This is a genomic window from Halosegnis marinus (genome assembly GCF_029338355.1).
In the GTDB taxonomy this organism is placed as follows: domain Archaea; phylum Halobacteriota; class Halobacteria; order Halobacteriales; family Haloarculaceae; genus Halosegnis; species Halosegnis marinus.
Window position 1 is genome coordinate 1972216 of sequence record NZ_CP119802.1, and the last position, 19702, is coordinate 1991917.

Annotated in this window: 18 protein-coding genes; 7 read left to right on the forward strand and 11 right to left on the reverse strand. The window is 71.4% G+C overall.

What is annotated here, in order from left to right:
- Positions 1–18 precede the first annotated feature (18 nt).
- From P2T37_RS10940 to P2T37_RS10950, 3 genes are all read right to left on the reverse strand, one after another.
- Positions 19–357 carry a hypothetical protein gene (locus P2T37_RS10940; RefSeq protein ID WP_276233972.1) on the reverse strand — a complete coding sequence of 113 codons (339 nt, stop codon included), beginning with the start codon at positions 355–357 and terminating at the stop codon, positions 19–21.
- Between the two features lie 42 nt (positions 358–399).
- Positions 400–2076, reverse strand: a complete 1677-nt coding sequence (locus tag P2T37_RS10945; protein WP_276233973.1) for an acyl-CoA mutase large subunit family protein — start codon at positions 2074–2076, stop codon at positions 400–402.
- Positions 2077–2226: 150 nt separating this feature from the next.
- Positions 2227–2799 (reverse strand): GNAT family N-acetyltransferase, encoded by a 573-nt coding sequence (locus P2T37_RS10950; protein WP_276233974.1) that lies wholly within the window; start codon positions 2797–2799, stop codon positions 2227–2229.
- 100 nt (positions 2800–2899) lie between these two features.
- Here P2T37_RS10950 and P2T37_RS10955 point away from each other — a divergent pair, with 100 nt between their 5' ends.
- Positions 2900–4906, forward strand: a complete 2007-nt coding sequence (locus P2T37_RS10955) for an AMP-binding protein (RefSeq protein ID WP_276233975.1) — start codon at positions 2900–2902, stop codon at positions 4904–4906.
- Positions 4907–4909: 3 nt separating this feature from the next.
- On the opposite strand, the gene P2T37_RS10960 is transcribed toward P2T37_RS10955, so the two are convergent.
- Both P2T37_RS10960 and P2T37_RS10965 read right to left on the reverse strand, forming a co-directional pair.
- A complete protein-coding gene (locus tag P2T37_RS10960) occupies positions 4910–6121 on the reverse strand; it encodes an MFS transporter (protein ID WP_276233976.1) in 1212 nt (403 codons plus the stop codon).
- A gap of 39 nt (positions 6122–6160) precedes the next feature.
- The gene (locus tag P2T37_RS10965) at positions 6161–6880 is read right to left on the reverse strand and encodes an acyl-CoA synthetase family protein (RefSeq protein ID WP_276233977.1); all 720 of its coding nucleotides are present in this window, start codon (positions 6878–6880) and stop codon (positions 6161–6163) included.
- A 79-nt stretch (positions 6881–6959) separates the two neighbouring features.
- Here P2T37_RS10965 and P2T37_RS10970 point away from each other — a divergent pair, with 79 nt between their 5' ends.
- Positions 6960–7313 carry a winged helix-turn-helix domain-containing protein gene (locus tag P2T37_RS10970; protein ID WP_276233978.1) on the forward strand — a complete coding sequence of 118 codons (354 nt, stop codon included), beginning with the start codon at positions 6960–6962 and terminating at the stop codon, positions 7311–7313.
- On the forward strand, positions 7310–7597 hold the full coding sequence (locus P2T37_RS10975; protein ID WP_276233979.1) for a DUF7521 family protein: 288 nt from the start codon (positions 7310–7312) through the stop codon (positions 7595–7597). Before P2T37_RS10970 ends, P2T37_RS10975 begins: the two co-directional genes overlap by 4 nt.
- A 27-nt stretch (positions 7598–7624) precedes the next feature.
- On the opposite strand, the gene P2T37_RS10980 is transcribed toward P2T37_RS10975, so the two are convergent.
- Together P2T37_RS10980 and dnaJ are read right to left on the reverse strand one after the other, a co-directional pair.
- A complete protein-coding gene (locus P2T37_RS10980; RefSeq protein ID WP_276233980.1) occupies positions 7625–8182 on the reverse strand; it encodes a DoxX family protein in 558 nt (185 codons plus the stop codon).
- Positions 8183–8316: 134 nt separating this feature from the next.
- Positions 8317–9465, reverse strand: coding sequence for a molecular chaperone DnaJ (gene dnaJ / locus P2T37_RS10985; protein ID WP_276233981.1), 1149 nt, complete (start codon positions 9463–9465; stop codon positions 8317–8319).
- Between the two features lie 112 nt (positions 9466–9577).
- On the opposite strand from dnaJ, the gene P2T37_RS10990 reads away from it, so the two are divergent.
- Positions 9578–11218 (forward strand): sensor histidine kinase, encoded by a 1641-nt coding sequence (locus P2T37_RS10990; protein ID WP_276233982.1) that lies wholly within the window; start codon positions 9578–9580, stop codon positions 11216–11218.
- 67 nt (positions 11219–11285) lie between these two features.
- On the forward strand, positions 11286–13112 hold the full coding sequence (locus tag P2T37_RS10995) for a Rieske (2Fe-2S) protein (RefSeq protein ID WP_276233983.1): 1827 nt from the start codon (positions 11286–11288) through the stop codon (positions 13110–13112).
- A gap of 75 nt (positions 13113–13187) precedes the next feature.
- Here P2T37_RS10995 and dnaK read toward each other — a convergent pair whose 3' ends face one another.
- From dnaK to P2T37_RS11010, 3 genes are all read right to left on the reverse strand, one after another.
- Positions 13188–15110 (reverse strand): molecular chaperone DnaK, encoded by a 1923-nt coding sequence (gene dnaK, locus P2T37_RS11000; RefSeq protein WP_276233984.1) that lies wholly within the window; start codon positions 15108–15110, stop codon positions 13188–13190.
- Positions 15111–15243: 133 nt separating this feature from the next.
- Positions 15244–15837: a nucleotide exchange factor GrpE gene (locus P2T37_RS11005; RefSeq protein ID WP_276233985.1), complete on the reverse strand. Its 594-nt coding sequence runs from the start codon at positions 15835–15837 to the stop codon at positions 15244–15246.
- Positions 15838–15894: 57 nt separating this feature from the next.
- A complete protein-coding gene (locus P2T37_RS11010; protein ID WP_276233986.1) occupies positions 15895–16095 on the reverse strand; it encodes a DUF1328 family protein in 201 nt (66 codons plus the stop codon).
- A 228-nt stretch (positions 16096–16323) separates the two neighbouring features.
- On the opposite strand from P2T37_RS11010, the gene P2T37_RS11015 reads away from it, so the two are divergent.
- A complete protein-coding gene (locus tag P2T37_RS11015) occupies positions 16324–17667 on the forward strand; it encodes a DEAD/DEAH box helicase (protein ID WP_276233987.1) in 1344 nt (447 codons plus the stop codon).
- Complete coding sequence (locus P2T37_RS11020; RefSeq protein WP_276233988.1) at positions 17667–19175, forward strand: DUF790 family protein; 1509 nt, start codon at positions 17667–17669, stop codon at positions 19173–19175. The genes P2T37_RS11015 and P2T37_RS11020 overlap by 1 nt, the downstream gene beginning before the upstream one ends.
- On the opposite strand, the gene P2T37_RS11025 is transcribed toward P2T37_RS11020, so the two are convergent.
- A complete protein-coding gene (locus tag P2T37_RS11025) occupies positions 19172–19675 on the reverse strand; it encodes a hypothetical protein (protein WP_276233989.1) in 504 nt (167 codons plus the stop codon). The two genes, P2T37_RS11020 and P2T37_RS11025, sit on opposite strands and share 4 nt — an antisense overlap.
- Between the last annotated feature and the right edge of the window lie 27 nt (positions 19676–19702).

Genomic DNA, 19702 nt, shown 5'->3' on the forward strand with positions numbered 1-19702 from the left:
CCGAGGAAAAGCCCGCGGCTACGGCATCCGGTCCCGGTCGGCCACGGCCGTCGGGTCGAGGCGGTTCGCCGCGTGGCGGACCGCGACGAGCGCCCGCGTGACGCGGTTCCCGGCGTCGTCAGCGCCGAGTCGAACCCCGTCGTCGGCCGCGGCCACGGCCTCGGCGGTGCTCTCGACGAGCCGGTAGAGGTGTTCGTCGGTCGCCCGCCGCGCCGCCGCGGCGACCGCGTCGTTGCCGGCCGCGAGCGCCGTACGGCAGGCCTCGCCGTCGCCCGCGGTCCACGCGTCCTCGGCGGTCCGTGCGTACTGGAGGGCGTCGGCCGCAGAGAGGTCGTGCGAGGAGTGGATGTCGGTCACACCGTCCCGGACGCGCGCCGGGAGCATCTACCTGCCGGCGCGTCAGATGCCGGCACGGTGCTCGCCGAACACGTCGCGCATCGCGTCGGCCACCTCGCCCGTCGTCGCGTACGCCTTCACCGCGGCGACGATGTACGGCATCACGTTCTCGCCCGACTCGCAGGCGTCCCGGAGGTCGTCGAGCGCCGCCTCGACGGCCGCGTCGTCGCGCTCCTCGCGCAGCGCGGCGAGCCGCTCGCGCTGGCGCTCCTGTTCGGCCTCGCTGACCTCCTCGATGTCCGCCTCCGGCTCCTCCTCGACGCGGTAGTCGTTGACGCCGACGATGGTTCGCTCGCCCGCCTCTATCTCGCGCTGGCGCTCGAAGGCCACGTCCTGTATCTGGCCCTGCACCCACCCGGACTCGACGGCGTCCTGCATCCCGCCGCGCTCGTCCACCTCGTCGATTATCGAGAAGGCCTCGGCCTCGATGTCGTCGGTGAGGCTCTCGACGTAGTAGGAGCCGGCGAGCGGGTCCATAGTGTCGGCGGCGCCCGACTCGTGGGCGAGTATCTGCTGGGTGCGCAGCGCCGTCCTGACCGATTTCTCGGTCGGCAGCGACAGCGCCTCGTCCTTCCCGTTCGTGTGGAGGCTCTGCGTGCCGCCGAGCACCGCCGCGAGCGCCTGATACCCGACACGGACCACGTTGTTCTCTATCTGCTGGGCGGTGAGAGTCGAGCCCGCGGTCTGGGTGTGGAACTTCAGCTGTTTCGAGGCGGGGGTCTCGGCGTCGAACCGCTCCTCCATTATCGTCGCCCACATCCGGCGGGCGGCCCGGAACTTCGCCACCTCCTCCAGGATGTTGTTGTACGACGCGAAGAAGAAGGAGAGCTGCGGCGCGAAGTCGTCCACGTCCTGGCCGGCCTCGATGGCCCGCTCGACGTACTCGATGCCGTCGGCGAGGGTGAAGGCTATCTCCTGGGCCGCCGTCGAGCCGGCCTCCCGGATGTGGTAGCCGGAGATGGAGATGGTGTTGAAGTTCGGCACCTCCTCGGCGCAGAACTCGAAGATGTCGGTGATGAGCCGCATGGAGGGCTCCGGCGGATAGATGTAGGTGTTGCGCGCGATGTACTCCTTCAGCACGTCGTTCTGGATGGTTCCCCGGAGCGCCTCGCGGTCCACGCCCTGTTTGTCCCCGACGGCGATGTACATCGCGAGCAGGATGGACGCCGGGGCGTTGATGGTCATCGACGTGGACACCTCGTCGAGCGAGATGCCGTCGAACACCGTCTCGAAGTCGTCGAGCGAGTCGATGGCAACCCCGGACTTCCCGACCTCGCCCTCGGCCATCGCGTCGTCGGAGTCGTACCCCATCTGCGTCGGGAGGTCGAACGCCATCGACAGCCCCGACGACCCCTCCTCGATGAGGTAGCGGAACCGCTCGTTCGTCTCCTCGGCGGTGCCCATCCCGGCGTACTGGCGCATCGTCCACAGCCGCCCGCGGTACATCGTGGAGTACACGCCGCGCGTGAACGGCTCCTCGCCGGGGAAGCCGAGGTCCTCGTCGTAGTCGAGGTCCGCCACGTCGTCGGGCGTGTATATCGGGTCGACCTCGCGGCCCCCGGTGTCGGTCGTGAACGTCTCCTTCCGCTCGCCGAACCGGTCGACGGTGGGGCCGCGGGTCTCCGCCTCCCACGACTCCTTCGCCTCGCGTATCTCGGCGAGCTCCTCCTCGTCGAACATGCCCGGACCTTCCGGGCGCCCCCGCTTAACGGTTGGCCAGTCGGCCGACGCCCCGTGACCGCGTGTCGGTCTCGCCGGGCCTCGTCAGCCGGTATCGTACTCGTCGTGCCGGCTCCCTCAGCCGGTGTCGTACCCGTCGCGCCGGCTCCTTCAGCCGGTGTCGTACTTGTAGGTCGCCTCGTCGGGGTCGATGCCGAAGTCCTCGGGCGTCTCCTCGGGCTCCGTCTCGGCGGGGGCGGCCTCCGCCGCCTGCTTGAACCGCTCGCGGAGGTCGTCGGGCATCCGGAAGCGGTCGGCGTCGATGACCATCGGCACGACGGTGTCGTGGCGCTCGCGCTTCTCGGCCAGCCGGTCGCGCAGGCTCTCCGCGAGGTCCGACTCCTCGACGGCGCGGAAGCCGAACTGCGCGAGGTACTCGTGTTCGGGCGTGAGCGTGTACACGCGGTCGTACCCCTCGATGTCGGCGTTGCGGAGCAGGCGCTCGACGATGTGGGCGCCGACGCCCTGCCCGCGCCACCCGTCGAGCACGCCGATGCTCGTCAGTTCGCAGACGTCGTCGTCGCGGTGGACGCGGAAGCGGCCGAAGCCGGCCCTCGTCGCGGAGTCGTCGTCCACCGCGATGACGTAGTCACGGGACCGGAAGGCCGTGTCGTCGAGCCCCATCGCCTCGATGTGGTCGAGGAGCCACGCCTCGTCGCGGTTTCGCGCGTCCCTGACGTACATGTCCCCCGGTAGGACGGCCCGCCTCAAAACTCCTCGCCGCGACGCGGGGTTCACATGTTACGAGAAACCGTTATCCGGGGGGCGGTCGCATCGCTCGAGTATGAGCAGCGACAACGCGTCACTCGAAGACCTCGACCGGGTCGTCCACGAGCCGTCGCGGGAGTTCGTCGAGTCCACCAACGTCCACGCCTTCATGGAGGCGTACGGCATCGACGACTACGACGAACTGGTCGAGCGGACGACGACGGAGATGGAGGGCGAACCCGAGAGCGGCGTCGAGTGGTTCTGGGGCGAACTGCCGGAGTACCTCGGCATCGACTGGTACGAGGAGCCGGACGCCGTGCGCGACGACACGGACGGCCCGCAGTTCACCGACTGGTATCCGGGCGCGACGACGAACATCGCCCACAACGTCCTCGACCGCCACGCGGCCCGCGACAGCGAGCGCCGCAACAAGGTCGCCTGTATCTGGGAGGGCGAGGACGGCGAGACGCGCGACGTGACCTTCCACGAGCTCCACCGGCGGGCGAACCAGGTAGCGAACTACCTCGCCGAGTGTGGGGTCGGGAAGGGGGACACCGTCGCGCTGTACATGCCGATGGTGCCGGAGGTCATCGCCATCCTCTACGGCTGTTTCAAGGTCGGCGCCATCGCCGTCCCCATCTTCTCCGGCTTCGGCGTGGACGCGACGGCCACGCGCATCGAGGACCCCGAGGCCTCGGTGCTGTTCACCGCGGACGGCTTCTCGCGGCGCGGCTCGACGGTGACGCTGAAGGACGCCGCGGACGAGGCCATCGAGCAGGCCGACACCGAGGTGTCCGACGTGGCCGTCTACCGGCGGTTCGCGGACTCCGACCCGCCGATGACCGAGGGCCGCGACGCCTACTGGGACGAGGCCGTCGAGACCCAACCGGACACTTTCGACACGGTCGAACTCGACGCGAGCGACGAGTCGATGTTGCTGTACTCGTCGGGAACCACGGGCAAGCCGAAGGGCATCGTCCACACGCACGCGGGCGTGCAGGTGCAGTGCGCGAAGGAGATACACTTCGGCTTCGACCGAAAGCCCGCGGACCGCTTCTTCTGGGTGTCGGACATCGGCTGGATGATGGGGCCGTGGACGCTCATCGGGAACCACGTGTTCGGCGGCACCGTCTTCATGTACGAGGGCGCGCCCGACTACCCGCAACCGGACCGCTTCTGGGAGATGATAGACCGCCACGACCTGACGCAGTTCGGCATCTCGCCGACCGCCATCCGCGCGCTCCGGAAGCAGGGCGACGAGTGGCTGGAGGGCCACGACCTCTCCTCGCTGCGGCTGCTGGGCTCGACCGGCGAGCCGTGGGACCCCGAGTCGTGGCTGTGGTTCTACGAGAACGTCGGCAACGGCGAGGCCCCCATCATCAACATCTCGGGCGGGACGGAGATCTGCGGCTGTTTCCTGATGCCGCTCCCCATCAACGACCTCAAGCCCTGCACGCTGGGCGGCCCCGGCCTCGGGATGGACATCGACATCGTGGACTCGACGGGCGCGTCCATCGCCGACAGCCACGAGCGGGGCTTCCTCGTCGCGCGCGACTCCTGCCCCTCGATGACGAAGTCGCTGTGGTCGGGCGACGAGCGCTACCTCGATGAGTACTGGTCCTCCTTCGAGGACATGTGGGACCACGGCGACTGGGCTCAGAAGGACGAGGACGGCTTCTGGTTCCTCCACGGCCGTGCGGACGACGCGCTCAACGTCGCCGGTCGGAAGGTCGGCCCCGCGGAGGTGGAGGGGGCGGCGATGGACCACGAGGCGGTCAATCAGGCCGCCGCCGTCGGCGTGCCCGACGACACGACCGGGACGGCGGTCGTCCTCTACGTCATCGTGGAGGACGGCGTCGCGGAGGCCGACGACCTCCGCGAGGAGATACGCGGCGTGGTCGGCGAGGAACTCGGCAAGCCGTTCCGCCCGCGCGAGGTGCTGTTCGTGGACGAGTTCCCCAAGACGCAGTCGGGGAAGATAATCCGCCGCGCGGTGCAGGCCACCTACACGGGCGAGGATCTCGGCGACATGTCCTCCATCGAGAACCCCGGCGCCCTCGACGACCTCGAGGACGCGCGCTGAGGGTCAGGCCGTCCGCCCCGCAGCGGCGACGAACCCCGCGCCCGCGAGGCCGACGACGCCCGTGGCGAGGAAGACGAGCGTGTAGTCGCCGAGCGCGCCGTACGCGAGCGTCGCCAGCGGCGGCGCGGACAGCCCCGCGAGCGCGAAGGCGACGGAGGCGACGCCGTACAGGGTCCCGATGTCCTCCACGCCGAACAGGTCCGCGACGAGCGGCGACAGCAGCGCGCCGTTGCCGCCGTAGCCGACGCCGAAGACGACGGCCAGCGCGACGAGCGCGTACCCCGTCGAGAGGAACGGGAGCGCACAGAGACACAGCCCCATGACGACCGAGCAGGCGACGAACACCCGGACGCGCCCGGTCCGGTCGGAGAGGTAGCCGACGACGAGGCGCGCGCCGCTGGTGGAGACGCCGAGCGCGCTGATGGCCGTCACGCCGGCCCACCGCACTCCCTCGTCCGCGGCGAAGGGGACGAGGTGGTTCACGAGCACGTACAGCGTCGCGTACACGCCCGCCCACCCGAGCACGACGAACAGGAACGGGAGCGAGAACACGGTGGCGCGGACGTTTCCGGCCTCGCCGGGGCCGGCCCGTCCCTCCGGGAACTCGACGGAGAGGTCCGCCCCCACCGCCTCGGGCCGGGCCGCGAGCAGGAGCGTCGCGACGGCGAGCACGACGAAGAGGCCGACGGCGAGCGCGTCGAACGCGCCGCGCCAGCCCCGCGCCCCGACGAGCCACGAGGCCGTCGGGACGACGACGAGCAGGCCCGCGCCGAGGCCGGCCGCGGCGACCCCGTTGGCGAAGCCGCGCCGCCGCCCGAACCACGACGGGACGGTGGCGTACGCGACGACGTAACAACAGCCCATCCCCAGCCCCGTGGTCAGCCCGTAGCCCGCGACGAGGAGGAAGTAGGAGTCGGCGCGGGCGGCCGCGAGCATCCCGCCCGCGAGCAGGACGGCCCCGACGGCGAGCAGCTTCCGCGGGCCGACCCGGTCGAGCGCGCGGCCGAGTCCCGCGCCGCCGACGTAGATGGCCGCGGTCTGGACGCCGAAGACGAGCGAGACGCGCGCCGGCGAGACGGCGAAGTCGGCCGCGAGCGCGTCGAAGAACACCGAGAAGGAGTAGGTCATCCCGAACAGCGACCCCGCCGCGAGGAAGCAGGCGGCGACGACGACCCACCCGTAGTAGAACTCGCGGGCGGCGAGACGGGAGCGCACGGCCGGGGGTTCCCCGGCGACGACAAAAACCTTCGCGCCCTACAGCACGTCGTCGGGGGCGACCGTGACGCCGTCCGGCCCCGCGCCGACCCCGAGGTCGGTCTCGGTGTCGCCGTCCGGCACGACGACGGTCGCGCCCGCGACGAGCGGCGCGAGCAGGCCGCCCGCGACGACACCCGGATGCGCGAGGGGCGCGCGTATCGCCACCTCGTCGCCCGGGCCGAGGTCGTGCTCGTCCGCGAACGCGACGGCCGTCCCCACGAGGTCGGCGTGGCTGTACACGTCCTCCCCGACCCGGAGCAGGGGGTCGTCGGTGGCGGGGCGGTCCGGCGGCAGCGTCGGGTTCTCGCTCCACACGTCGCGCTCCCAGTAGGCGACGGGGGGGTCGGACGGCTCCGCCCCGTAGCCCACGCGGCGGGTGCTCGGCCCGGCGTCGAACTCGCCGAGTCGGGCGGTCGGGACGACGAGCGCCTTCACGCCCTCCAGCGTCGCGGGCTCGAACTCGACGGTCGCGCCGAGCAGGCCCGCGCCGAGGAAGGAGAGCAGCGCCTCGGGCACGGGGTCGGCCGCGACGGCGACGGCCATGCCGCCCCGGACGCCCTCGTTGCGGAGGAAGAGGCCGGCCTTCCACGCCGTCGTGAGGAAGCGCCGGTAGTCGTAGCTCCGGCCGCTCGGGTCGTGGCGGTGGGCGAGCGCGTCCGAGCGTCGGTCGCGCGCGAGCACGTCGCGGAGGACGGTCGCCCGTCCGTCGTCTGCCATACCGGGGGTAGGCGCGGCGGCGCGAAAAGGGCACGGCCGGCGGGGAACGTTTATGTCGGTCGCTAGTCGTCTCAATCTCATGTCCGACGCGCCCGACACCGGGACCGTGCTCGACGCGCTGGACGACCCGGACGCGCGGACCATCCTCGAACGGTTGGAGGAGCCGATGTCCGCCGCCGAGGTCGCCGAGGCGTGCGACATCGCCCGCTCGACCGCCTACCGGAAGCTGGGCCGCCTGTCCGAGGCGTCGCTGCTGGCCGAGGAGACGCGCGTCCGCGCCGACGGCCACCACACCACCCGCTACCGGGTGGCGTTCGAGTCGGTCGTGGTCGAGTTCTCCGAGCGGCGCACGCTCGGCGTCGAGGTCGTGCGCCCGGACGCGCCCGACGCGCAGTTGGCGTCGATGTGGGCGGAGGTGCGCCGCGAGGTATGACCGCCTCGGGCGGGCTCGCGCTGACGCTCCTCGTCGCGCTGAAGACGGTCCTCGTGGTCGTCGGGGGGCTGGTGACGTACTTCGCGGCGCGCGCCTATCGGCGGACACGGGCGCGCCCCATCGGCGCGCTGGCGCTCGGCTTCGGTATCGTCACGTTCGGCACCATGCTGTCCGGGGTCGCGGACCAGGTGTTGCGCGTGGAGATGGCGTGGGTCCTCGTCGTCGAGACCGCGCTCACGACGGCGGGTTTCCTCGTCATCCTCTATTCGCTGTACGCCGAGTAAAAGGGAACCGCGGGCGGGGTCGTCCCCTCAGCCGAGGACGAGGTCGAGCGCCGGGTACTTCTCCAGCAGCGGGGTCCCGCCGACCTCGTACTGCTCGACCAGCGCGTCCAGCCCGAGGATGCGGCCGGCGCCGAACGCCGCGACCGCGAGGAACACGAGCATGTACGCGAAGTCGCCGTTGATGACGCCGTGTTCGATGCTCCAGTTCCCGAAGTAGAACATGAGCATCATGAACGCGCCGAAGAACGCGGCGAGGCGGGTCGCGAGGCCGACGATGAGGCCGAGACCGATGAGGACCTCACCCCACGGGACCGCGACGTTCGCGAAGTCGACGAACCACGGGGTCGTCCCCATCCAGAGGAACAGCCCTTCGAGGGGGTTCCCGTTCGTCGCCGCGGCGAACTGCAGGTAGCCCTGCGCGCTCCACCCGGCGGTCAGCACCTTCTCGATACCCGCGTAGAGGAACGCTATCCCCATCATCAGCCGCAGCGCGAGGACGAACCACGCCGACAGGCTGTGGGCCTTCCCGCGGACAGTCACGCCGCCGAGGCGGCTCTCGAACACGTTGGGTTGATTGGCTACCATTTTGCTCACCTTACGACTGTAGGGACGACGACGGAGACGATATAAAGAGACGCTGAGTCCCGGGTTCCGAGACTCGTCCGCTGTCGTGCGGTTTCGGGGCGAATCGTGCTACCTAGTTCGCACGCTCGGGGGAGTCAGAAGGAGTTCTTGATCTTCTCGAAGAACCCCTCCTCGACGTCGACCTCCTCGCCGCCGGCCTCGGCGAACGCCTCCAGCGCCTCCTTCTGCTCCTCGTTGAGGTCGGTCGGGGTGACGACCTGCACGGTGACGTAGAGGTCGCCGCTCCCGCGCCCGCGCAGGTGGGGCATCCCCTTCCCCTGCAGGCGGAGCCGTTCGCCCGACTGCGTGCCGGCGTTGAGGTCCATCTCGACGGGCCCGTCGAGCGTCGGCACCTCTATCGTCGCCCCGAAGACGGCCTTCGGGAAGGAGACCGCGGCGTCGTAGTGGAGGTCGTCGCCGTCACGCTCGAAGTCCGGGTGCGGCTCGACGCCCACCTCGATGAGCAGGTCGCCGTTCGGGCCGTTGTTCTCGCCGGGCGCGCCCTCGCCGCTCATCCGGAGGCTCTGCCCGTCGCGGATGCCCGCGGGCACGTCCACCTGCAGGGTGGCCTCGCGCTGGACACGGCCGTCGCCGCCGCAGGTCGAACACGTCTCGGAGTAGAGCGTCCCCTCGCCCTCGCAGCGCCGACAGGTCTGGGTCTGCTGGACGCGGCCGAGCGGCGTCTGCTGGACGCGCGTGGTCTGGCCCTGCCCGTTACACTCCGGGCAGGTCTCCGCGTCGGCCTCGGGGGGGTGGCCCGCGCCGTCGCAGTCGGGACACGCCTCGGGGCGCGTGACGCTGAACTCCCGCGTGATGCCCTCGTAGGCGGCTTCGAGCGAGACGGTCATCCGCGTGCGGAGATCCTGGCCCTGTCGCGGACCGTTGCGGTTGCCGCCGGCCCCCCCGCCGAAGAACTGTTCGAAGATGTCGTTCATCCCGCCCATGCCGCCCCCGCCGCCGCCGAAGGGGTTCCCGCCGCCCATGCCGCCGCCCCCGCCGCCGGTCGCCCCGCGCTTGTCGGCCTGCTCGAACCGCTCGTGGCCGACCTGGTCGTACATCCGGCGCTTCTCGTCGTCGGTGAGCACCTCCTTGGCCTTCTTGGCCTTCTTGAACTTCTCCTCGGCGTTCGGGTCGTCGGAGACGTCCGGGTGGTACTCCCGCGCCTTCTCGCGGTACGCCTGCTTTATCTCGTCCTCGGAGGCGTCGCGCGAGACCCCGAGCACGTCGTAGAAGTCCTCGCTCATTCGTTACCCGTCGTTATCCGTCGAGACGTTTGAAAGGAACGGGTCCGGGGCGACGGACAACCGCCGGAACGGCCGAAGGAGATACAAATAGGTACTGTCTGCTATACAAGGTATGGATCCGCTCCGGGTCGGCTACGTGGCGCTGTTCGCCGCGACGGCCGTCCTGTGTGTCGCCGTGGTGCCGCGGACGCGCCTCGTCGCCGAGTCGGACACCCGGCGCGGTCTCGCGGCGCTGCTCCTCGTTTCGGGGGTCTGGGCGGCCGTCGGCGCGGCGCAGGTGTTCGTGGACGGGGCCGCGCTCAAGCGCGACCTCTACACGCTCGGCCTCGTCCTCGGCTTCGCCGGCGTGGGCGCGTGGCTCTCCTTCTGTTCGGCGTACGCGGGGCGCGACCTGCACCGCGACGTCCGCGTCCGCGCCGTCGCCGTCGGCTTCTACGCGCTCGTCGTCGCGGTGAAGGTCACGAACCCGCTCCACGGGCAGTACTTCGCCGCGACGCTCCGCACCGAGCCGTTCCCCCACCTGGCCGTGACGCGGCTCCCGCTCGACTGGGCCGTGACCGCGACGGCGTACCTGCTCGCCGGCTACGGCTTCCTCCTCCTCTACCGGACGCTTCGGCGGACGGACTACCGGTCCCGGTCGCTGTGGGTGATCGTCGCGCTCGCGGCCTTCCCGGTCGTCCCGGGCGTGGCCTCCGCCCTCGTGGACCTCCCGCTGCTCGACCTGGGGTACGAGCCGCTCGGGGTGGCGCTGTTCGCCGTCGGCGCGCTCTACTTCGTGGAGGAGAAGTTCCTCGCCGTCCGGCGGTTCGGCCGCGACCAACTGCTCGACGAGATCGACGACGCGGTGCTCGTCCTCGACACGGAGGACCGGCTGGTGGAGTCGAACGCGGCCGCCCGCGCGGCGTTCCCCGCGCTCGCCGACGGGGGCGGGGAGCCGCTCGCCGAGGTGGCCCCGACGCTCGCCGGGCCGGCCGGCGACACCGGCGTCGTAACCGCCGAGGTGGACGGCGGGACCCGCCACTACGTCCGGCGGTCGAACTCCCTCGCCGTCGGCGCCGCGGGCGTCGGGCGCGTGCTCGTCCTCGCCGACGTGACCGACCTCGAACGACAGCGCCGGGAGTTGGCCCGGCAGAACGCCCAGCTCGACGACTTCGCCGCGGCCGTGGACCACGAGCTCCGAAACGCCGTGAGCATCGTCGAGGGCCACACCGCGCTCGCCCGCGAGCGGACCGACGACCCCGACGTCGTCGAGCCCCTCGAAACGGCCGAACGCGCGACCGACCGGATGCGCGGCGTGGTCGGCGACCTGACGACGCTCGCCCGGTACGGCCAGACGCTCGACGACACGGTGCCGTGCGATGTGGACGAGGCCGTCCGGCGGGCGTGGGAGCGGACGGACACCGGCGACATGGCGCTCGCGGTCGACGCCGAGGGGTCGGTGTCGGCCGACCCCGACCGTCTCTGCGAGCTGTTCGCCGCGGTCGTCGAGTTCGCCCGCGTTACGGGCGGGACGACGCTCCGGATCGAACTCGACGGCGACGAACTCACGCTGACGACCGACGGCGACACCGTCTCCGCCGAACGGGTCGAGGCGGCGTTCGACTACAGCGCGGCCGTCCCCTCGGCCGCGGCCGGCATGTTGCTCCCGAACGTGCGCACGCTCGCCGGCGTCCACGGCTGGACCGTGGACATCGACGCCGGCTACGAGGACGGCGTCCGTCTCCGCATCGCGGGCGTCGAGCGGCCCGCGTAGCTGTCGGTCCGCGTACAACAACGCGCTTCAGCGAGCAGTGAAGTCCCCGTGGGCCGTGTGAACACGCATGTCCACCGAGCGAATGGTCCCCGTCGCGTCGCTGTCCGACCTCGCGGACGCCGGCCACGACGTCGTCCAGGAGGACGGCCGCGCGGTCGCGCTGTTCCACCACGAGGGCGAGGTGTACGCCGTCGACAACAGGTGTCCCCACATGGGGTTCCCGCTCTCCGAGGGCACCGTCGAGGAGGGCGTGCTCACCTGCCACTGGCACCACGCCCGCTTCGAACTGGCGGCGGGCGACACGTTCGACCCGTGGGCCGACGACGTGCAGACGTTCCCGACCGAGGTGCGCGACGGCGAGGTGTACCTCGACCCGGACCCGCCCCGCGACGTTTCGGAGGCGGTCCACTGGCGCAACCGCCTCGCGGACGGCCTCAACGAGAACCTCTCGCTCGTGATGGCGAAGGCGGTCATCGGACTAGACGACGAGGGCGAGGCCTTCCACACGCCCGTCGAGACGGCCGTGAACTTCGGGACGAAGTACCGCGCGGGCGGGTGGGGGAGCGGCCTGACCACGCTCGGCTGTACCGCCCTGCTCGCCGACCACGTCGGCGGGCGCGACACGCGCCGGGCGATGTTCCTCGGCGTGCGCGAGACGGCCGACGACTGCGCGGGCGAGCCGCCGCGCTTCCGGCAGTACGCCTTCGACAACCCCGACCTCCCGAAGGAGAGGCTCGAGTCGTGGTTCCGCGACAGCGTCGAGGTGCGCGACGCCGACGGCGCGGAGCGGTGTCTGCTCACCGCGGTCGCGTGTCTCGACCCGACGGAGGTGGCCGACATCGTCTTCGCGGCCGCGACCGACTCGCTGTACCTCGATTCGGGTCACACGCTCGACTTCCTCAACACCGCGTTCGCGACGCTGGACCGAATCGGGTGGGCGGGGGCGCGGAGCGTCCCGGACGAGCGAGCGGGAGCGAACGCGACACGCGAGCGGGGCGATGTGAGCGCCGAGGAGTCGAACGCCGCGAAGGTGCTCGCCTCGACGGTGGACCGGTTGACGGACGCGACCCGCTCGGAGGAACTGTCGTCGTGGCGCGACCCGATAGACGTCGCCGGCCTCTGTTTCGACGCGCACGACCGCCTCGACGACTGTGTCGCCGCGGGCGAGGGGCGGACGTGGGACGAGCCGGACGGCTTCCTCGACACCCTGCTCGGCGACGACCCCGAGGCCATCGTGGACGCGCTCACGGGGGCCATCCGCGAGGGTGCGACCCGGACCGAACTCGCGGACGCCGTCGTCCGGGCCGCCACCCGCCGGGTCGCGTGGTTCGCCACGAACAACGAGTTCGGCGACTGGAACACCGTCCACCACACGTTCTCGTACGCGAACGCGGTGTACGAGGCGACGAAGCGCGCCGACACCGACCTCCTCTACCGGGGGTGTTTCGACGCCGCCGTCTCGGTGTACCTCGACCGGTTCCTCAACAGCCCACGGGCGCCGACCCCCGAGCCGGGCGACTCGGAGCGCGACCCCGCCGCGATACGCGAGGAGCTGCTCGACTGCTTCGACCGGCAGGGGCAGGTGAACCGCGCGGCCGACCTCGTCTCCGAGCACTTCGACGCCGGCGGCGACCCCGCCGACCTCAAGCGGACGATGGGGCGGGGCCTCCTGCGGGAGGACGCCGGCTTCCACACCGTCCAGAACGTCACGTGGGGGTTCGAGCGGTTCGACGCGCTGACGGCACGGGACGCGCCGGACGCGGAACGACGCCTCGCGCTCGTCGCGCCGGCCCGCTACATGGCCGCGCACTTCCCGACGCGCCGCTCGAACGAGCAGACGTTCTCCATCGCCACGCGGCTCCACCGCGGCGAACGGCTCCACGAGGCGGAGTGAGCGGTCGGCGCGGGCGCTCGCGGCGCTCGCCATCGATGTCGAAAAAAGCGGAAACCGGCGGCGACCGTCGGGCCGTTACTCCTCGTCGCTCTCGTCTTCGACGTCCTCGAAGTCGGCGTCGACGTACTCGTCGTCGTCGCCGGGCTCGCCCTGCGGACCGGCGCCGCCCGGACCGGCACCGCCCATGCCGCCCATGCCGGCGCCGCCGGCGGCCTGCTGCTGTTCGGCCTGCTGCTGGTACATCTGCTTGCCGATCTCCTGGAGCTGTTCGGTGAGGCTCTCGGTCGCGGAGGTGAGCGCCTCGGAGGCCGTGTCTAGTTCGTCGGTGTCGACCTCGGCGTACTCCTCGAGCGCCTCCTCGACGCGCTCGATCTCGGCCTCGATGTCCTCGATGACCTCGGCGTCGACGTTCTCCTCGTTCTCCTCGATGAGGGTCTCGGCGCGCTGGACCGCGCTCTCGGCCTCGTTGCGTGCCTCGACGAACTCGCGGCGCTTCTGGTCCTCCTCGGCGTGCTGTTCGGCTTCCTCCTGCATCTCCTCTATCTGCTCGTCGGAGAGGCCGGCGCCGCCCTCGATGGTGATGGACTCGGCGTTGCCCGAACCCTGGTCCTCGGCCTCGACGTTGACGATGCCGTTCTCGTCGATGTTGAACGTCACCTCGATCTGCGGCGTTCCGGCCGGGGCCGGCGGGATGCCGGTGAGCTGGAACTCGCCGAGCAGTTCGTTCTGGTCGGCGATCTCGCGCTCGCCCTGGAAGACGCGCACCTGCACCTGCGTCTGGCTGTCCGCGGCCGTGGTGAATATCTTCGACTCCTCGGTCGGGATGGTGGTGTTCTTCTCGATGAGCCGCTCGAAGAGGCCGCCCTTCACCTCGATACCGAGCGAGAGCGGGGTCACGTCGAGCAGGACGATGTCGTCCACGTCGCCCGAGAGGACGCCGCCCTGGATGGCGGCGCCGAGCGCGACGGCCTCGTCGGGGTTGACGTTCTTCTTCGGCGACTGGCCGGTGAGGTCCTCGACGCGCTCCTGGACCTGCGGCATCCGGGTGGAGCCGCCGACGAGGATGACCTCGTCGATGTCGGACTTCGAGTAGCCGGCGTCCGAGAGCGCCTGCTCCGTCGGCTCGACGGTGCGCTCGATGAGGTCGGAGGTGAGCGACTCGAACGTCGCGCGCGTCACCTTCTGTTCGAGGTCCTTCGGGCCGGAGTCGTCGGCCGCGATGAAGGGGAGCGTGACGGTCGTCTCCTTCCGGCTGGAGAGCTCTATCTTCGCCTCCTCGGCGGCGTCCTTCAGCCGCTGGAGCGCCTGCCGGTCGTCGCGGAGGTCGATGCCGTGTTCGGCCTCGAACTCGTCGGCGAGGTGGTCGATGAGCGCCTCGTCCCAGTCGTCGCCCCCGAGGTCGTTGTCCCCGTTCGTGGCGACGACCTCGTAGACGCCGCCGCCGAGGTCGAGGATGGAGACGTCGAACGTCCCGCCGCCGAGGTCGTACACGAGGACGGTCTGGTCCGTCTCGTCGTCGAGCCCGTACGCCATCGACGCGGCGGTCGGCTCGTTGACGATGCGCTCGACCTCGAAGCCGGCGATCTCGCCGGCGTCCTTCGTCGCCTGCCGCTGGCGGTCGTTGAAGTACGCGGGGACGGTGATGACCGCCTTCTCCACGTCGTCGCCGAGGTACTCCTCGGCGTCGCGCTTGATCTTCTGGAGGATCATCGCGGAGATCTGCTCGGGCGTGTACTCCTCGCCCTCGATGTCCACGGTGTAGCCGTCCTCGCCCATGTGCCGCTTGATGGACTGGATGGTCCGTTCGGGGTTCTGGACGGCCTGGTTCTTCGCGGGCTTGCCGACGAGCCGCTCGCCGTCGTCGGTGAAGGCGACCACGGACGCGGTGGTGCGGTCGCCCTCGCCGTTCACGATGATCTCGGGGTCGCCACCCTCCATCACCGCGAACGCCGAGTTCGTGGTACCGAGGTCGATACCGAGAATCTTGTTGCTCGCCATCTTGCCCGCCGTTAGCGGGCAAACGCGATTAAAAGTTGCGTGATAGTCCGACACGCGCGGAACCGCCACCCCACGCCCTCGTGCGGTTTGCCTCGCCCCCCGCCGGGACGACCGTCACGTATAAACAGAACCGCTAGTCGTCCGCGACCGTCACCTGCGCCGGGCGCAGTACCTTCCCCGCCATCTCGTAGCCTGGCCGGTGGAGGTCCGCGACGGTCCCGGCCTCGGCGTCGCTCTCGACGCGCATCAGCACCTCGTGGCGCACGGGGTCGAGTTCGGTCCCCGACTCGGGTTCGATGGCCTCGACGCCCTCCTCGGCGAGCACCTCCTCGAAGCCGCGCAGCGTCGTTTCGACGCCGTCGCGGATATCCACGTCCTCGTCCTGGTCGAGCGCGCGCACGAGGTTGTCGCGCACGTCGAGCAGGCGCTCGACGAGGTCCTCGGTCGCGCGGCGGCGCTCCTCCTCGGCCTTCTTCTGCCGCCGCTTCTTGAAGTTCTGGAAGTCCGCCTGCTTGCGCTTCAGCTTGTCCTCCAGCTCCGCCACCTCGTCGCGCTCGGCGTCGAGGGCCGACTCCAGGTCCGCGACGCGGTCGCGGAGCGCGGCTATCTCGCGGGCCGTCTCCTCGGGGTCCGCCCCGGCGACGCGCTCGACGAGTTCCGCGTCCGGGTCGGCCGTCGGCTCCTCGCGTTCGGCGTCGTCGGCCTCGGCGGCCTGCTCCTCGCTCATACGCGCACGGAGGGCTCTCGGGCGTATAAGGGTGTAGAAACCGTCCGACCGGGCCGGCTACAGGACCAGCGTCAGGAGCGCGAGGACGAGGAAGACGAGCACGAGCAGGCGGGCGATCTCCATGCTGATACCCGCGATGCCGCGCGCGCCGACGGCCCACGCCAGCACGGCGAGGACGAAGAAGGCGAGCGCCCACTCCAGGAACTCGCCGCTGAACAGCTGTGCGGGGAACGCGGCGACCGCGGACGGCGCGACCATGCCCGACGCACCGTCCACGCCCACTTCGTTACGACGCGGGTACCGGCCCGTAGCCCGGCGTTACCCCGCGCCCGGAGCGAGGGTCGGCACATACGGGAACCGGCGGGCGCCGTCGGGCGAACGCGACCGCACCCATCGAGACGCGCCGGGTGCAGTCCTCGACGCCCCCATCGCCGCGCGGTGACCCGGCGACGGCGGACTTATACGAGGCGACGCCGGATTCGGGCCATGCACGGCGTGCGGCTCACGTACGACGAGGGCACCATACGGGTCGACGGCGACCCCGGCGTCCCCCTCCCCGGCGTCGAGCGCGACGCCCGCTCGGAGTCCGGGCGCGCCCCCGCCTACCGCTACGCGCAGGTGCGCGACGCCCTCCGCCCGCTCGACACCGACGTGGACGACCGCGTCCTCTCGCTTCCGGACCTGCCGCCGCTCGCCTCCGACTACGACCTGCGCGACTACCAGCGGGACGCGCTCGACGCGTGGGAGCGCGCCGACCGCCGGGGCGTCCTCGAACTCCCGACCGGGAGCGGCAAGACCGTCATCGCCATCGGGGCCATCGAGGCGCGGGCGACCCCGACGCTCGTCGTCGTCCCCACCATCGACCTGCTGGAGCAGTGGCGGCGGGAACTCCGCGCGGAGTTCGACGTTCCCGTGGGCCAACTCGGCGGCGGCGAGCAGCGCGTCGAACCGCTCACCGTCGCCACGTACGACTCCGCGTACCTCCGCGCGGACGAACTCGGCGACCGCTTCGGCCTGCTCGTCCTCGACGAGGTCCACCACCTCGGCGGCGAGGGGTACCGCGACATCGGCCGGCTGTTCGCCGCGCCCGAGCGCCTCGGCCTCACGGCGACGTTCGAGCGCCCCGACGGCGCCCACGAGGCCATCGCGGAACTGGTCGGCCCCCTCGTCTACGACCTCGACGCCGACGACCTCGCGGGCGACCACCTCGCGCCCTACGACATCCGGCGTATCGAGGTCGGACTCACCCCCGAGGAGCGCGAGCGCTACGAGCGGGAACAGGGCACGTTCACGGACTACCTCCGGCGGTCGAACATCACGCTCACCGAGGGGGCGGACTACCGGAAGCTCGTGATGCGGTCGGGGAACGACCCCGAGGCGCGCGAGGCGCTCCTCGCCAAGCAACGCGCCCGCGAGGTGACCGCCTACGCGGACGCGAAGGTCGAGCGGCTGGCCGACCTGCTCGACCGCCACGCCGACGACCGGGTCATCGTCTTCACCGCCTACACGGACCTCGTCTACCGGCTCTCCGAGCGCTTTCTGGTGCCCGCCATCACGAACGAGACGGGCACCGCGGAGCGCCGGGAGATACTCGAACGGTTCCGCGACGGCACCTACTCGCGGGTCGTGACCGCGAACGTCCTCGACGAGGGGGTGGACGTGCCCGACGCCAACGTCGCCGTCGTGCTCTCCGGCTCCGGGAGCGAGCGGGAGTTCACCCAGCGGCTGGGCCGCGTCCTCCGGCCGAAGGCCGACGGCGGCCGCGCGACGCTGTACGAACTGGTGACCGAGGAGACGAGCGAGGAGCGCGTCGCCGCGCGGAGGCGCTGATGCTGACGAAGGACCTCCTCCGCGTGTCGCGCGCGGGCGGCGGCTACCGTCCGGAGTTCGTCGGCGCCGACCCCGCGGCCCGCGACCTCGCGGCGCGCGTCCTCGACACCTACCGCGACCACGTCGGCGAGACGCGCGGTACGCTCGACGGCGCGCTCGAATCCCTCGAACGCGAGGCCGAGGACTTCAAACTCGTGCGCGGCTTCGCGAAGCTACTGGAACGGGAGGCCGCCTTCGAGACGCGCGCGCCGGTCGACCCCGAGCGCGTCCGCCGCGTCGTCTTCGAGGCCGCCGAGGAGGTGGGCGTCGTCGCCGAGTCCGACCGCGCGGCCGCGCTCGATTCGGCCGCGGACCGCCTCCGCGTCGAGCGGAGCGCGGTCGAGGCGTCGCTGTACGCCGACCGCGAGGTGAACGAAGTGCTGGCCGACTTCGACCCGCGGTGGGACTCCGACGGCCTGTGCGAGCAGTACGACCTCTCGCTCGCGCAGACGGCGCTGTTCGACGCGACGGAAGTCCGGGTGCGCTCCGCCGACCCCGCGACGCTCGTTTCGGCCGTCAAGCGCCTGCGCCTCCTGTACGAGATACGCCGCACCGACGACGGCCGCGAGGTCGTCGTCACCGGGCCGGACGCGCTGTTCCGCCGGTCGCGCCGCTACGGGACGCGGTTCGCGCGCCTGCTGCGGACGGTCGCGGGCGCGGCGGAGTGGTCGCTGGAGGCCACTATCGACGACCGCGGCACCGAGCGCACCCTCCGGCTCTCGGCCGGGGACGTGTCCGTGCCGGGCGTCGAGCCGGTGACGGAGATGACGTTCGACTCGGGCGTCGAGGCGGACTTCGCGGCCCGCTTTCGCTCGCTCGACCTCGACTGGGACCTGTCGCGCGAGCCGGAGCCGCTGGCGGCGGGCGAACACGTCGTTATCCCCGACTTCGCGTTCGACTACGCGCACGCCGACTTCCGGGTGTTCTTCGAGGTGATGGGCTTCTGGACCCCGGAGTACGTCGAGAAGAAGCTCTCGCGGTTCGCCGACCTGGAGGACGTGGCCTTCCTCGTCGCGGTGGACGAGTCGCTCGGCGTCGGCGAGGAGGTCGCGGCGCTCACCGACGGCGCGATTCCGTACTCGGGAACGGTTCGCGTGAAGGACGTGGTCGCGGCGCTGCGCGGGTACGAGGCCGACCTCGTTGCCGACGCGGCCGACGACCTGCCCGACGACCTCGTCCCCGACGCCGACGTGACGACGCTCGCCGAGGTCGCCGACGCCCGCGGCGTGAGCGAGGCCGCGGTCGAGGACAAGCGCTTTCCCGACCACGAGCGGGTCGGGCGGACGCTCGTGCGGCCCGCCGTCCTCGACGCGCTGGCCGGGGAGATAGAGGCCGGAATGGCGCTCTCGGACGCCGAGGCACTGCTCGACGCGCGCGGCATCGACGACGCGAGCGCCGCGCTGTCGCGGCTCGGCTACCGGGTCGAGTGGGAGGGGCTGTCGGGCGGGACGCTCCGCGCGAAGGACTAGGCCGACGCGTTCGCCACGCGCAGGCCGTTCGGGCCGTTGCGCAGGCGGAACAGCGTCTCGTCGCCGCGCAGGACGGTGACGCCGAACGGCGCGTCGCTCCGCTGCGGGAGCTGGAACACCGTCTGCGTGTAGGCGACGGCCGTCTCGCCGCTCGGACAGGCCCCGCCCCCGCCGGTCGTCTCGTAGGTGAGCGTGTAGTTCGCCAGCCCCGTCTCGCGGAGCGTGGCGTTCTCGATGCGGGTGTCTGGCGAGCCGACGGTGACGTTGGCCCGGAGGATGAGGAACGCCCCGCGGGTCGTGTTCTCGCCGACCGTGACGCGCGGCTCCGTCGCGGGCTCGTCGACGCAGGTCGCGTTCCCGCCCGAGAAGCCGGTGACGGCGGCGTCCACGCGCGGCTGGTCGTCGAAGACGCCCGTGTCGGTGAGGAAGACGCCCGCCGCGACGCCGCCGGCGAGCAGGACGACGGTGGCGGCGGAGACGGCGAGGAACGTCCGGTCCATACCCCGAGTCGGAGCGGGCGGCGTATC